General features: G+C 29.9%; 10 protein-coding genes and 1 pseudogene. 4 read left to right on the top strand and 7 right to left on the bottom strand.

The features are described from left to right. Positions 1-245 precede the first annotated feature (245 nt). The 6 genes from IRZ99_RS16405 to IRZ99_RS16380 all read right to left on the bottom strand — a co-directional run bounded on the left by IRZ99_RS16405 (position 246) and on the right by IRZ99_RS16380 (position 8,836). Positions 246-1,106, bottom strand: a complete 861-nt coding sequence (locus tag IRZ99_RS16405) for a thiopeptide-type bacteriocin biosynthesis protein (protein ID WP_194658294.1) — start codon at positions 1,104-1,106, stop codon at positions 246-248. Continuing rightward, complete coding sequence (locus IRZ99_RS16400; RefSeq protein WP_194658293.1) at positions 1,107-3,314, bottom strand: lantibiotic dehydratase family protein; 2,208 nt, start codon at positions 3,312-3,314, stop codon at positions 1,107-1,109. Continuing rightward, on the bottom strand, positions 3,311-5,014 hold the full coding sequence (locus tag IRZ99_RS16395; protein WP_194658292.1) for a S8 family serine peptidase: 1,704 nt from the start codon (positions 5,012-5,014) through the stop codon (positions 3,311-3,313). The genes IRZ99_RS16400 and IRZ99_RS16395 overlap by 4 nt, the downstream gene beginning before the upstream one ends. A gap of 34 nt (positions 5,015-5,048) precedes the next feature. Continuing rightward, on the bottom strand, positions 5,049-6,752 hold the full coding sequence (locus IRZ99_RS16390) for a S8 family peptidase (protein ID WP_194658291.1): 1,704 nt from the start codon (positions 6,750-6,752) through the stop codon (positions 5,049-5,051). 54 nt (positions 6,753-6,806) lie between these two features. Then, positions 6,807-6,980, bottom strand: a complete 174-nt coding sequence (locus IRZ99_RS16385; RefSeq protein ID WP_194658290.1) for a hypothetical protein — start codon at positions 6,978-6,980, stop codon at positions 6,807-6,809. A 140-nt stretch (positions 6,981-7,120) separates the two neighbouring features. Then, entirely contained in the window at positions 7,121-8,836 is a 1,716-nt protein-coding gene (locus tag IRZ99_RS16380; protein WP_194658289.1) for an AraC family transcriptional regulator, read from the bottom strand. Positions 8,837-9,117: 281 nt separating this feature from the next. On the opposite strand from IRZ99_RS16380, the gene IRZ99_RS16375 reads away from it, so the two are divergent. From IRZ99_RS16375 to IRZ99_RS16365, 3 genes are all read left to right on the top strand, one after another. Beyond that, positions 9,118-9,336: a hypothetical protein gene (locus IRZ99_RS16375; RefSeq protein WP_194658288.1), complete on the top strand. Its 219-nt coding sequence runs from the start codon at positions 9,118-9,120 to the stop codon at positions 9,334-9,336. Positions 9,337-9,399: 63 nt separating this feature from the next. Then, complete coding sequence (locus tag IRZ99_RS16370; protein WP_194658287.1) at positions 9,400-10,110, top strand: GLPGLI family protein; 711 nt, start codon at positions 9,400-9,402, stop codon at positions 10,108-10,110. 111 nt (positions 10,111-10,221) lie between these two features. Beyond that, complete coding sequence (locus IRZ99_RS16365; RefSeq protein WP_194658286.1) at positions 10,222-12,891, top strand: hypothetical protein; 2,670 nt, start codon at positions 10,222-10,224, stop codon at positions 12,889-12,891. A gap of 289 nt (positions 12,892-13,180) precedes the next feature. Here IRZ99_RS16365 and IRZ99_RS21220 read toward each other — a convergent pair. Then, positions 13,181-13,384, bottom strand: a pseudogene (locus tag IRZ99_RS21220) (transcriptional regulator); the annotation flags it as partial. Between the two features lie 109 nt (positions 13,385-13,493). On the opposite strand from IRZ99_RS21220, the gene IRZ99_RS16360 reads away from it, so the two are divergent. Beyond that, positions 13,494-14,342, top strand: a complete 849-nt coding sequence (locus tag IRZ99_RS16360) for a carboxypeptidase-like regulatory domain-containing protein (RefSeq protein ID WP_194658285.1) — start codon at positions 13,494-13,496, stop codon at positions 14,340-14,342. The last annotated feature ends 190 nt before the right edge of the window (positions 14,343-14,532 follow it).

The raw sequence follows: 14,532 nt of genomic DNA, 5'->3' as shown, positions 1-14,532 counted from the left end.
TCTATTGAAGGATGGCTTTGCTTTTTTTTTGCTAGTGGATGCCTGTTTTCGAAAGTATTATTGAATCCTAAGACGATTTCGGGTATTGCGGATATAAATTCGACGAATCAATTAAAACAAAAAAGCTCCAGATTTCTCTGAAGCTTTGTCTTAGTAGCCCTAACAGGACAATTCCCGAACCATTTTCATGATGATTTAAAAAGAATAAACAGCGAGTAAATTTTAAAATGTATTACCGTATTAGCTTAAAAGAATTTGTTTTTTTCATAATTTAAAGTTTTATAATATCTGTATAGATGATCATAAATAATAAGTTCATGCATTCTTTGTTTGGAGCTAAATTGGCGGTTAATCATCATATGAATATGACTCGCTAAAAAGTGGTAAAGATCGATTTGAATTGCATTTTTTATTTCTGATATTTTCTCTATGGTTTGATTTTGCTTTTCTTCAATTAATTGGTAAAAGCCTGGAATATTAGTTCTATTTTCTCTTTTTATATAATATTTTATATCGTTAGATAATTCTCTATATTTTTTATCAAGTTCTTTTTTTAATATTTTATCTGCCTCAAATTCTTCCTTAAATGAATGTTGCAAACTATACATCAAGTTAAACTTATCTGAAGCAGATAAAGAAAATGAGTTTAAAAGAGAATCGATTGAGCAAAGACTGAATAAAAGCGCCATTTCTTTTTTCTGAAATGTTTTCTTTACAGAAAGATATTTAATCATCATTTCACTATCCTTCCAAAATAAAAATTCAGAATCTTCCATGGTGGCTTCACCATATCTTTCCAGTTCTCTTTTATAGGTATCCGTTTGAATTTTCCATGCTAAATTTTCCTGAAGCAGATCATTAATAATTGGATAAACCTTATCAATAACTTTTGATAGATCTTTTTTGTTTCCCAGTAAAAATCGGACTCTAAAATGTGTATCGCTATCCTTGTATCGGATAAAGAACCATTTTTGAATAATTTTTCTTTGTTTTAACTGCTGGATAACAGGATATAATTTTTCAAGTAAAATAACATCTGTTGTTTTTGCTCCTGTATAAATTTTATAATACAGCCACTCACTTCCTAAGCAGAAATTTCTTTGCATTTATAATTGTTCTTTAAAAAATGATAATATAAATTGGTTGCTAAATCTTTCTTGCTTATTGTTTTTTACAATAGATTCATCTGTAAATAGAAACTCTTCCAGAATAATTTTGTTTCTCTTTCCAGCAGACTTTAAAAACAATTGAATACCAATTTCTGTTTGAAAATCTAAAAGAAGTGTATTGTCTGAATTGACCCAGTTCACGAGATACGGAATATCTCTACTGCTTCTCCAAAGTGAGAATGCTTCAGATAGATCTTTACCGCTTAATTTTAAAAACGGAACCATTTCTTCTTTAGTAATATTCCATTTCGCTTTCGAAAGTATAATTTCTTTGTATTCCACTCTCGGAAAATAATTATAATGATACTCTAAAATTCCCCAGTTAAAGCTAAATACTGGTTTCGTGTTTTGCCTCTGTAAATCGCATAAAAAGTGATAGACAGGCAACGAATTATTACTAAAGTTATGAGCATTTGAAAGACAAGGCAGAACTTCTTTATTGAGTTTCTTAGAATACAGTTTAATTTTATCGTTTCTCACAGAGACAAATAAATCATTTAACTCAATTGTATTTTCTTTTTCAGTGCCAGTATTCGCCAGAAAGGCAATTTCATAATTTCTTAAAACGGGTCTTCGTAAAATATTTCCTGTTCGTGACTGAGGAATATGAACAATTTCAGCTAAAATTTTATCATGATGATACTCTTGTTCTTTTTTTATAATTTTTTTAGTAAGTTTATGAATATCAGTATTTCCGTTGCAAAATCTACCTAAGAGTTTTGCTGCGCTAACATCTCCTGAAGATTCAATTGACAGCTTTTTATCACTGTAAATCTCAATTAGTGCAGAAAATGTAGCGGGAAGCTGATCCAGATTAGTATCAAAATAAGGAAAATCACTTTCTTGTAATTCTATTTTGTTCAGTTTTTTTGAGTGACATTCCTGAAGTTTTTTTTCTAGAATAGAATCATATGAAGTCCAACTCTGAGTCTCACTTTTGCTCTTTTTACGTTTAAAAGTAAAAGCTTCGAGGATCTCATGCGAGTCATTCATTTCATGATTTACAGGATAGCCTAATCCGCATTCTGTATCTAAAATAGCCATCAGAGGCATTTGCTGTGTTTCATACCTTTCAGAAAACGCTTTAATAAACATCTTGAGATTATGAGGTTCTTTTGCAAGCTGTATGCCATTTAAAAAATAAAGCCCCTTGATAACCTTTTCTGAAATAGAGGCATTTAAGCTATTGGTTATCGAAGCTGTATTTAAATCAGTTTGAAAAAGATATTTATCTTCATATTCAAATCCTTTTTTGAGAATGTTTTCTTTGATTTCTTTGTACTGGCTTTCTGTTGGAATCAGAGAGAAATCCAAATTTGAAACTTGTTTATTCAGGTTCTTTAAAAATTGATATTCTGTTGCCAGATCTGGAATATTTTTTAAAAATGATAAAACCTTGTCAAATTCATTATTGCCAGTTACAGCAGCTTCCAGCTCGCTTATTAAAAACTGGAAATCTATAAGATGCATAATAAATTCAAGAGCTTCTTCTTTTTGAGAATCATCATCTGCTAAAAAAGAAATCATTTCGTTTACGGTTAATCCTGATTTTGTTTTGAGGATTATGTCTTTTAAAGTATCCGTTTTTCGTAAGGATGTAATGCTATGTTCACGTTTGGTCTTTATATATTTGTATTCAATATACCTATAAAAATCACCTAATTCATAAATAGAAGAATTGGGGAAATATTTTAATTTATGAATTGCTTTTTCCCGTTTGGTGATATTTTGCAGCAATGCTACCCAGAACTGCATGTCAAATTGGGTAAATCGTTTGTGCTTTTCAGACAGATCTAATATTACATTGGTGTCAGCAGCATCTATTTTCCCGACCGAACATCCAGCGAAGAGGCCAAAAGGTGTACATCTTGAAGACATTCTTGCAATGTATTTGAGTACTGTAAATTCTAAAGCTGATTTTTTTTGATTTAAAGAATCAGGTTTAGAATTTTCCCATTTGTTAAGCTCATCTACCAATTCTGGCGATGCCAAATTTAAGGCTTCCTTGACTAGTGTATTTTTGTAAACAGAAATTGCTTTTTCACACTTGTAATTTTTGAGAAGATCCAAATAAAACGAAATAGGAAATAAAGGTGTTCTCAGTACATATTGTGAGAAAGACACAATTTTAAAACGTGCTTTCATTTTTTCTCTTTACTAACTTTTTCGGCAAGCTGCATTGCATTATAAACATTTAGAACTTTTCCTGATTTGGATAATTCTGAAAACGGAACTTTTTTATCCTTTGTTCCTGGAACTATAACTTCCAGATTATATGAACTTCCAGAAGCCAAAATAATCTGTTTAACCTGCGCAGCTGTAAGAGATGGATAATACAGCCAGATTAGAGCCGCAGTTCCCGAAACCATTGGTCCGGCAAATGAAGTGCCAGAATCAAATTTATAATGACTATTTTCTGTAGTTGTTGAATAGATTTCATCTCCTGGAGCGAAGATGTCTACATTATGTTTTCCGTGATTGGAAAAATCGGAAACAAAAGTACTGTCAAGTCTATGTGTTGTAGATCCTATATTAAGAAAGTTAGAATTCTTCTCTTTATAATTTTCAAAATCACTGTCATTAGGATAGAACGGGTTTTTATCAATGTCAAATCCATCGTTGCCAGCACAATGAACAAGAAGAACATTATGCTCTTCGGCATATTTAAATGCTTCTTCGACCCATTCTTTGTGCAAAGAAAACTCTTTACCAAAAGACATGTTAATTATTTTAGCACCATTATCTACAGCATAATATATGGCCATAGCAACATCCTTGTCTTGTTCATCTCCTACAGGAATAACACTTAAGGGCATAATCTTTACATTTTGTCCAATTCCTTTAATTCCGATATTATTTTCTCTGTTGGCCGCAATAACTCCCGTGACTTTAGTCGAATGATCCTGTATAGATTGATATTCTGCTTTATTATTTAAAATGTTATTACCATAACCTTTTTCCAAAATATTTGGATTGTCACCGATTAATAGACGATCGTTGAAATTTTTATTTATATTTTTATTCACCACAGAATCAAGATAGCTCTGTTGGTCTACTACATCTTTTAAAGTTTTTTGATCAACTTCAAGATTGACCATCATATAACTGATTAATGCTCCAAGATCTTTATCATTGTCATCCCGTCTTTGTTTGTATCTTTTATCATTTATCTTGTTTTTTTTATACAAACTATCTAATTGATTGTATGTATAATCTTCTTTAGGGAAAAAATATTTTAAAGTATCTTTTACCAAAGGATAAATAGCAACGGAATGATCTAAAGATTTTAGCCAATTCTTATAATATTTATTTTCGCCTTCTAGTTTTGTTAAAGCCCTATTATACTCTTTGTATTTATGTAAGTCTTTAGAATCAATTTGAGGTTCTGTTTTGTCTTTGAATACTGGTTCCCATTCCCGCACTATGCGTGTGTAATCGTAATTACCCCAAACAAGATAGCCTCCATTTTTGGTTCCTTTAAAATTCCAGCCGTTTATGTCGTCGATATAACCGTTTTTATCATCATCGATCCCATTGTTTGGAATTTCTTTGCTGTTTGTCCAAAACTGTCCCTGAAGATCTTCATGATGTAGATCAATTTGCGTATCGATTACGGCTACAATGATGTTTTTTCTTTGTGGTTTCTTTTTATTCGATGCATACCATTTGTCCAGTGATATACCGGGTATTCCATCTAAAACTATATCTTTCTGGTACCATGTCTGCATTTCTTTGGCAGAAAGTTCCTTTTTTGGAGAATGTATTATAGAAGAATTTAAATCTTTTTTGCTTTTACATCCGACAAATAAGAAAAGAAATAAAATGAAAAATAGGGTATGCTTCATTGCTGACTTTAACTTTTTAAGTGTGATTTTAGACCTATTTTTTATTTTTATTGATTTTTTTGGCAAGCTGCATAGCATTATAAACATTTAGAACTTTTCCAGATTTAGATAATTCCGAGAAAAGAACTTTTTTATCTTTCGTGCCAGGGATTACAACCTCTAAGTTATAAGCTGTTCCAGAATCCATAATAATTTGTTTAACTTGGGCAGCTGTAAGATTTGGATAATAGGACCAGATTAAAGCAGCTGTTCCTGATACCATTGGTACAGACATAGATGTACCGGAATCAAATGTATAACCACTGTTTGCAGTGGTGGTATATATTTGATTGCCTGGGGCAAATAAATCAACATTTTGTTTGCCATAGTTGGAAAAATCAGAAACAAAAGTACTGTCCAATTTATGAGTCACCGATCCTACATTGATGAAATTTGAACATACTTCCTGAAAATTTTCAAAATTAGTATCATTTGGATAAAATGGCTCTTTATCTATATCTACTCCGTCATTTCCTGCACAATGAATTAATAGGACATTATGCTCTTCAGCGTATTTAAATGCTTCTGTTATCCATTCTTGATGCATAGAAAACTCTTTTCCAAAAGACATATTAATAACCTTTGCCCCATTATCTACAGCATAACGTATAGCCATGGCAATGTCTTTATCATTTACATCTCCTGGTGAAGAAATGCTCAGGGGCATAATTTTAGCATTTTGGAGGATTCCTTTTATGCCAATGTTATTTTCTCTATTGGCTCCAATAATTCCTGCCATTTTTGTACAATGATATTGGAGTGATCTATGTCCGGCTTTATTATTACTTACATTATTATTGCCATAACCTTTTTCTAAGGTATCGGGATTATCGCCAATTAATAAACGTTCATTATAGTCTAAATTTAAGTTTTTATTTACCGTTGAATCCATTTGTATTTGGTGATCTTTTATTTGTTCTAATTTTTTTTGATTTAGATCCAAATTAATCATCATGCAGCTGATTAAAGCTCCTAAATCTTTATCACCATCATCTCGTCTCTGCCAAAATTCTTTGTCATTAACTTTATAATTTTTATACAGACTATCCAATTGTTTGTATGTGTAATTTTCTTTTGGAAAAAAAAAATTTAAAGTATCTTTTGCTAATGGATAAACAGCAACTCTGTAATTAAGAGATTTAAGCCATCTTTTATAATATGGTGTTTTTTCTTCCAGTATTTTTAGGGCTCTTTGGTACTCTCTATATTTATAGACATCTTTAGCATTTATTTGAAATTCGGTTTTATCCTTAAATAATACTCCCCATTTTTCAATAATACGAACATATTCATATCTGTTCCAAACGACATATCCGCCACTTTTTGTTCCGATAAAATTCCAACCGTTTATATCATCAATATAGCCATTATGGTCATCATCAACACCATTATTTGGTATTTCTTTGGTGTTAATCCATAATTGTCCTTGTAAATCCTCATGGTTTATATCGATTTGCGTATCAATTACTGCTACAATAATTCCATTATTTTTAGGCTTCTTTTTATTTAAATTGTACCACCTGTCCGCTGAAATTCCTGGAATTGTATCAGTATTATAATCTTTCTGATACCAAGTTTTCAATGAGTTTGATGAAAGATCATTATTAGAGACAATGCTATCAGGATTAGATAATTCTTTGGAAGACTTACATCCTGTAAGAATTAATAAAAAGAAAAAAGAAATATTTATTACCTTCATTTTATGGACAAATATTGATAGTTATTTGAAAACTATCTATAGGGAATAGATGCTTTACTTACCGCATTGAATAGATGAATCCTTGCCTTTGCCTTTAGTATCATCGATTGGTGGGTCATCTTGATTCTCTCCTCCACCAATAATTAAATGCATGTTTTTTAATTTAGCCACTTCAAATTTGTCTAGAGAAAATTTATTAGCTTCTCTTTTTATTTTTTTCGTTTTCATCTGTATAAATTTTTATTATTATTTCACAAATATATAATCTGAGTTGTGAAGATTTATAAGACAACTTATTAAGGTTATCGGAATTCAGGAATTTCGAGCTTATTAGTTTCGTTAAGATTCTGTTTGTCAGTTGTTTGTTGTTATGTTGTTGAGTCTAATTCTTTAATGAAATAAGTTGGCTTTATACCTGTTTTTTTATAAAAAGCGGTTGAAAATGATTCGGCGTTGTTAAAACCGAACTCTAATGCAAGCGCCTGAACCGTATACTTTCTTAGTTTATTGTTTTCTTGTAATTGACGAATAGCATGATCAATTCTTAAATCATTTATGTACTGAATAAATGATTTTTCTTTATATATATTAACTATTTTAGAGACATATTTTGTATTAGTTTCAAACGTTGAAGATAAAGTTTGCACTGTAATATTAGGCTTCAAATATTCTTTGTCGTTTTCGAAGTGATTGAGCTTTTCTAAAATCTGATTGATTAACTCTTCCCCAATACCAATATCACCAATTTTAACAGGGACAGTTTCAGTTTCGTTTTCTTTGTTGACCTCGTAATTGTTATTTTGATTTGTTTCTTTTATTATCTTTTCAAACCTTGATCTGTATTGTTTTTTAGTTCGATACTGATGGAATGCAAAACCTCCGAAAGCAATAACAGTTAAGGATAAAAACCCCATTCCCCAATACGTTTTTATTTTGTCTCTATTAAGGGAAGTAATAAGAATTTCTTTGTCAGAAATTAAATGTGGTGTATCATATTCGCTATACACTAATTTATTTAATTCACGATAATTTTTATGTAAAGTACTGTCTATGGCCATATAGGCAGTTATATATTTTAACTGATTTTCCCTGTCTCCTAAATTTTTATAATAGCTAATTAAATACGGATATCCATCCATAAATTCTGTGGTTATTTCTTTTGTTACTTTATAGATAGAATCTACTCGCATAAAATTTTCTACTGCTATTGCTTTTTTCCCCAGTCCATCATATGTTTTACCTAAATAAAAATAAGCTGCCAATACATTACCCGTATTGTCGTATTCAATCATTTTTGGTAATGCTTTGTTAATGCTATCCAGTGCTGCACCATAATTCCTTTTTAGTACTTGGTTTGCGCCTTCATTAAGAATAAAAAGATTTTTATACTCTTCATTATTAGTTGTTTTAGACTCCCTATAGCCTAGTTTATTGTAATATGAAGTGGAGTCTGTATTTTTCAAAGATTTATAACAATCAGCCAGCCCAAAAATGAGATTTAGATACTGTCCAGAATAGTTTGAGCTTCTTGTATCTTTGCTTTTATAATATACATAACATTCTTTATATATATTTAATGCTTCATTATATTCTCCTAAATCTTCAGATTTTGTAATAGCTATATATTCGCGCACTACATAATAATAATCAATATTGGTCTGAAGGGCATTTTTTTCTGCAAAATTATAATTGGCCATCGCTTCTTTAAACTTAAATTGAGTTTTAAGAAAATCAGCTTTTTCGCAATAAGCTGCAGCTGGAAAAAATTTATCATTACTTCCATTCGAATATTTTATGACACTGTCAAGATATTGAATTGCTTTATTTCTATCTGATTTATAATAAAATAGAGCTATTTGATAATTGGCTTTAGCTTTTCTAATATTACTATTTTCCTGTATTGCTTTGGCCATATAGGCATTTGTATACAGTAGTTGTTTCTTTTGATTTCCTACATTTTTAAAATACAAATCGTGTAAATCATCGTATGATAAATTTATAAAGTCTTTTTTTTTTGTCTGAGCAATCAGTAAAATAGGAAATAGTAATAAAAGGAAAGTTCTTCGAGATTTATTTGAAAACATATTTTGGGGCTTTCTTACAAAAATAGAGCATTCGGATAAAATTGTAATGATGTAAGTTACTTTTTTTCATTAGTGTAAAGTGCTGTTTTTTAAATATTTAAATATTGTTTTTTACAAAATTCAGGAATAACATATCGGGATTCCTGAATTTCGATAGACAACATTTGTAAGCACTATGAGGTTTGTCTAGTTTTGGCTTTAACAATTTGTGATAGTTCTGCAGACAAAATTTACCATTGTTAACCAAAATAATTTTTACTAATTTTAAAAAACAATTAACTATGAAAAAAGTTTTATTTACTGCTCTAATGGTAGTAGCATTTAATGCAGCAGCAAATGCTAAAAATGTTGAAGTTAAAAATACGCTGTTAAAAACAGAAGTTGTTCAACAGCAAGAACAAGCTTGCGAACAACGAGCAATTGATGTTTATGAATCCATTATTGGAGGAGGGGCAGATAATATAAGTCTTTTAAATGCATTAATTGGACTGTGCCACTAAAATATTTTATTCAGAAGCTCTTCCAGCAAAATTTTTCTGGAAGAGCTTTAAATTTCTAATATTATGAAGTTATTTTTATTTTTATTAATGCTAACTGCTAGCATACATTCGCAATCATCAGGTACCGTTAGGTATCGCTTTTATCTTCCACTGACAGTTGACGATATTAAAAAAGAAGACACGAAAAATTTCATTACAAAATTGAATGACTTAGCAAATAATCAAGAGTTCGAATTGACATTCAATAAATCAAAGTCTACCTTTAAATACGTTGATAAATTAAATTACGATTCTGAATATGATCGTAAATTAAATAATGTTGCAAAGTTAGCTTATACATCATCTGATACCTATATAGATTTGGGTAATAAAACAGAAGTCGAAATTATGGATGATGGAACATTGATTAAAAGCCCAATTCAATCTGATAAATGGGAAATAAAAAATGACACAAAAAAAATAGGAACGTATTTGTGTTATAAAGCTGTGACGCAAAGAACCTTTGTAAATAAAAAAGGTGAACATAAAACAAGAGAAATAATATGTTGGTTTGCTCCGGCCCTGCCTTATTCATATGGTCCAAAGACTTTTTATAGTCTGCCTGGATTAATATTAGAACTGACAGAAGATAATAAAACTTTTGTAGCATCAAAAATTGAGCTATTTGACAAAGAAATAGACATAAATATTCCTAAGGGGAAAATGATATCCAGAGAAGAATATGATAAAAAGCTTAAGGAAGGTTTAGGAGCAGTAATTAAATCTAAAAGTTAAAAAAAATATGTTGATTTTATAAATCTTGTTTGTTACTACAAATTATAAAATTACACCGTGATCCCACAAGAGAATATTTGGAAATCAAATTATTCTACAAGAAAAGTTCAAATGATCAGACTAATTATCGTTTTTATATTTATTACTTCATTTTCATTCTCTCAGACAAAAACTTTTAGCGGAGTAGTCTCTGATGATATGGGAAAACCTTTAGAGTCGGCTAATGTAATTGCTGTTCCTATTGCAAAGGAAGCGAGCTTGAAATTTGCTATTGCTGATAATAAGGGAAGATATAAGTTGGAGTTGGAAATAAAGCTTCAGTATCAAATTACGATTTCCTATATTGGATATATAGATGAGGTATTTGTTTTGGAGGCGGGATCAGAAATCATTTCACATGATTTTAAATTAAAACCTAGTGGCGAAAGTCTCAAAGAAATTGTTATAAAACATGATTTCAAACCAGTTGTGGTTAAAAAAGATACATTGGTTTTTAATGTCAATAGTTTCGCCAATGGCAATGAAAGAAAGATGAAAGAAATTCTTGAAAAATTGCCAGGCGTTGAGGTAGACAAAAAAGGAACAATTACTGTACAAGGCAAAAAAGTTACAAAAATGCTGGTGGAGGGTAAATCGTTTTTCGGTGGTGCTTCTAAGTTAGCGGTAGAAAACATTCCTGCAGATGCTCTTGACAAAATTGAGGTTATTGATCATTTCAATGAAGTAGGTTTTATGAAACAGGTTTCGGATAGCGATGATCTTGCAATGAATGTTAAGTTAAAGGAAGGTAAGAAAAAGTTTATTTTTGGAGATCTCCAAGCTGGCATAGAGGCTGGGGCCGGAGATAATGGTTTTTATTTAGCGCATGCAACATTATTTTATTACACACCCAAAACCAATATTAGTTTTATTGGAGATCTGAACAATATTGGTAAAAGCACTTTTACATTTGATGATTTAATGCGTTTTGGCGGAGGCACAAGTAGTTTTCTGTCGGGAAGAAAATCATTAGCAAATTTAGACTCTTTCAGAAATGATAATGCAGATGTCGTTCAAAATAAATCTCAATTTAGTGCTTTCAATTTTAGTCATGATTTTTCTTCTAAAATTTCCATATCAGGATTCGGGATACTCTCAAAAAACATTACAGCTTCAAGAATAGATAATAATGTAGAATATCTGAATAATAGCTCTATAGATTATGAAAATAAAATTAGAAAAGCTGATAATACAGCTGTCCTGGGTATTGGAAACTTAAAAATAGATTATTCCCCAACCAATAGAGAAAAATGGTATTATAATGGGCAATATCAGGCAAATAATAATGATTTAAACAGCATTTTGAATTCTGTGACTAATTTAGGGTCAAACATCTTCGAAACTATTAATAAAGCTGATAATTCTTCTTTAAAACAATATATTGAATGGCATAAAAATTATAACGAACATCATACCACGACTTTTGTAGTCAATCAGCTGTATGATAAAATTACACCTCAAACCAACTGGTTTACAGACGAGCCTTTTTTATCAGGTTTAATTCCCTTAACTGAAGATAAAAAATACCATGTCAATCAAGTAAAAAAGTCTGAAGTAAATACAATTGATGCAATTTTTAAACATTATTGGGTGATAAATAATTCCAATCATTTATATACTAATATTGGGAATAATTATGAGAAATCGTATTTTAAAACAGCTGAAAAACAGATTTTGACAGATGGTTCAGTAAATGATTTTGATACTGCTGGTTTTGGAAATAATATTCAATACAAACTAAATGATACTTATGTTGGTCTGGAATATAAATTTAGAATTGGAAAATGGATTAATAAACCTGGATTATATCTGCATTGGTATCAATTGAATACAGTTGAGCAAAATGGTGAAAATGTGATTTCTAAGACATTATTTCAGCCGCAATGGAATAGTGATTATGAATTCAATAAGTCAGAAACTTTAAGCTTTAATTATAAATTGGCAAATCAATTTCCAACAGTAAATCAATTAGCAGATAGATATACGATGGAGTTTTATAATGCCGTTTATAAGGGGAATGCATTACTAGAAAATGAAAAATACCACGCCGCAACTCTCCGTTACTCCAAAATGAATTCATACGCAGGAATTATTTGGAATGGTTTTTTAAATTATTCGAAGAAGGTAAAAGTAATTCGAAATGAAATTAGATTAGACGGGATAAATCAATTTAGCACACCAATATTAACGGATAATCCAGAAACTAATATTGGTTTTACAGGGTATGTTTCAAAAAGAATTTACCGCTTTAATTTGAAATTAAACGCGAATTTATCTTGGTTTGAATATTCCCAAATTTTAAATGATATAACTACGAATAATCAAAGAAATAATCAAAATATAGGTTTAACCTTTAAAACGGCATTCAAAAAATGGCCAGATTTAAGTATTGGGTATAATAAAGGTTTTAGCGAATTTTCCGGACTTACCAAATCAAAATATGAAACAGATTCGGTTATAGCTGCATTTGAAATCACGTTTCTTAAAAACTGGACTTATAAGATGGATTACGAAAGTTTGAAAAATACAAACAACGAAAGGCAATCTAACTTTTATGACTTAGCTAATACCTCTCTTTTTTATCAAAAGAAAAACAAACCATTAGGTTTCGAATTATCGGTTAATAATTTATTTGATGTTAAGAAGAAAAATAGCTATTCTTTTTCTGATTATATGATTAGTCAGCAGGCAATTTACATTTTGCCAAGGGCAATAATGTTTACATTATCTTATAAACTATGATTTTTTTAATTATAAAATTAACCTTAATGTTTCATATGTGTTGTTGGTTAATATCTCTGCTTAACTTTTATGGATAATAAGAGAAGGTCATGTCCTGCTCAGGTGTTCTTATAAAATAATGACGTAAAGAATTGAAAAAGAATATAAAATTTTAATTATTGAATATAAAAAAAGGCGACCTACTAGACTGCACCCAAAAGTTTAGACAAATTTATAATGAAGTTTGATAATAATGAGCTCGATATTGTATCGGGCTCATTCCTTTAGATTAAGTTTGATTCTTTCATTATTATAATAATTTTTCTAGATATTCAACCTTATCTTTCAGCTTGAACTAAACGTTCATACAATTCTACAATTTTTTCTATTGTATTAAAAGTTGGTTGATAATTCATCGAACTTGCAATCAATGTGGAATTATACTGCTAGTATTGTGATAAGTATTCCCAATAATGTTAAATACGGCTTCGTTATTATAATTTTTTATTCCCTCCCAACATATCTTAAATATAGTTAAAGGCAATAATTTTAAAAATGTAAATTAAGGTATATTGCAAGAACTTAGTAACAAAAATATTCTAATTTAATACGACACTAATAAAATGAAAAACCAACTTAAAATAATAGCGCTACTTTTCTGTTCATCTCTAATATATGCTCAGAGTAAAAGCATTCAGGGTAAAGTATTAGACAGTTTAAAAAATCCAATCCAATATGCAAATGTTGGAATTTTAAATAAGCCGATTGGTACAGTTACAGATAAGAATGGTGAATTTAATTTTTCAATAGAAAATGCTTTGGAATCTGATACTTTAAAAATCTCATGCTTGGGATATGACACACAGGAAATAATAATTAAAAACTTAAGCATCTCATTTAAAGAAAAAGTCATAGTATTAAAAAATTATTTTGAAAAACTAGACGAAATAGTAGTATCTAAAAACAATATGAAAGATTACAGTGAAGGCAAAGAAAAAACAGACACTAAACATCAGGTAATTTTTGCTAACCCAAATTTCGAAAATTTTAATTTAGGAACTGAAATAGGGAGAAAATTTTCATTAGGAAACAAAACACCAAGTTTTCTAACAAATTTTAAATTTTTTATTAAAGATAATAATTTTGAAATGGTAAAATTTAGAGTTAACATTTACTCATTAAAAAATAACCGCCCTAATAAAAAAATTAATCAAACAAATATTGTAGTTCAAGTTGATAAAAAACTTACTGATTGGGTAAATGTAGATTTGACATCATTTGACATCAAGGTCCAGCAAGATGTTGTTATTACTGTAGAATGGATTGAGCATTCTAATGATGGCAACAAATTAAATCTTCCAATGATTATTCCTTCATTTGGCTCAATACATTATTATAAGTTTGGAAGTCAGGCAAATTGGGAAAAATATGGGAAAATATCTTCATCAATGATGTTGTATTATAAGCAATAGCATGCTTAAACTTGAAATAAATAAGGATATTCTGTTTGAGCTTAATTCAATAAAAAAGAGCTGGGGGCTACGCATCTAGGTTAGGAGATACGTCATATTGGGCAATACGGGGGAGTGAGCAGATACAGATAGAAAATTGGGACAAAAAGAATATGTCTGGAAATAGTATAAATGGAATCGGTCCAACCAA

The sequence above is a fragment of the Flavobacterium sp. LC2016-12 genome (assembly GCF_015351595.1).
Taxonomy (GTDB): Bacteria; Bacteroidota; Bacteroidia; order Flavobacteriales; family Flavobacteriaceae; genus Flavobacterium.
This window is presented reverse-complemented; position numbering and strand designations above follow the sequence as displayed.

Bases quoted from the DNA above. Each gene is read 5' to 3' on its own strand.
- IRZ99_RS16365 (WP_194658286.1), top strand. From the start codon at position 10,222: ATGATCAGACTAATTATCGTTTTTATATTTATTACTTCATTTTCATTC.
- IRZ99_RS16360 (WP_194658285.1), top strand. From the start codon at position 13,494: ATGAAAAACCAACTTAAAATAATAGCGCTACTTTTCTGTTCATCTCTA.
- IRZ99_RS16380 (WP_194658289.1), bottom strand. From the start codon at position 8,836: ATGTTTTCAAATAAATCTCGAAGAACTTTCCTTTTATTACTATTTCCT.
- IRZ99_RS16375 (WP_194658288.1), top strand. From the start codon at position 9,118: ATGAAAAAAGTTTTATTTACTGCTCTAATGGTAGTAGCATTTAATGCA.
- IRZ99_RS16405 (WP_194658294.1), bottom strand. From the start codon at position 1,106: ATGCAAAGAAATTTCTGCTTAGGAAGTGAGTGGCTGTATTATAAAATT.
- IRZ99_RS16400 (WP_194658293.1), bottom strand. From the start codon at position 3,314: ATGAAAGCACGTTTTAAAATTGTGTCTTTCTCACAATATGTACTGAGA.
- IRZ99_RS16390 (WP_194658291.1), bottom strand. From the start codon at position 6,752: ATGAAGGTAATAAATATTTCTTTTTTCTTTTTATTAATTCTTACAGGA.
- IRZ99_RS16370 (WP_194658287.1), top strand. From the start codon at position 9,400: ATGAAGTTATTTTTATTTTTATTAATGCTAACTGCTAGCATACATTCG.
- IRZ99_RS16395 (WP_194658292.1), bottom strand. From the start codon at position 5,014: ATGAAGCATACCCTATTTTTCATTTTATTTCTTTTCTTATTTGTCGGA.
- IRZ99_RS16385 (WP_194658290.1), bottom strand. From the start codon at position 6,980: ATGAAAACGAAAAAAATAAAAAGAGAAGCTAATAAATTTTCTCTAGAC.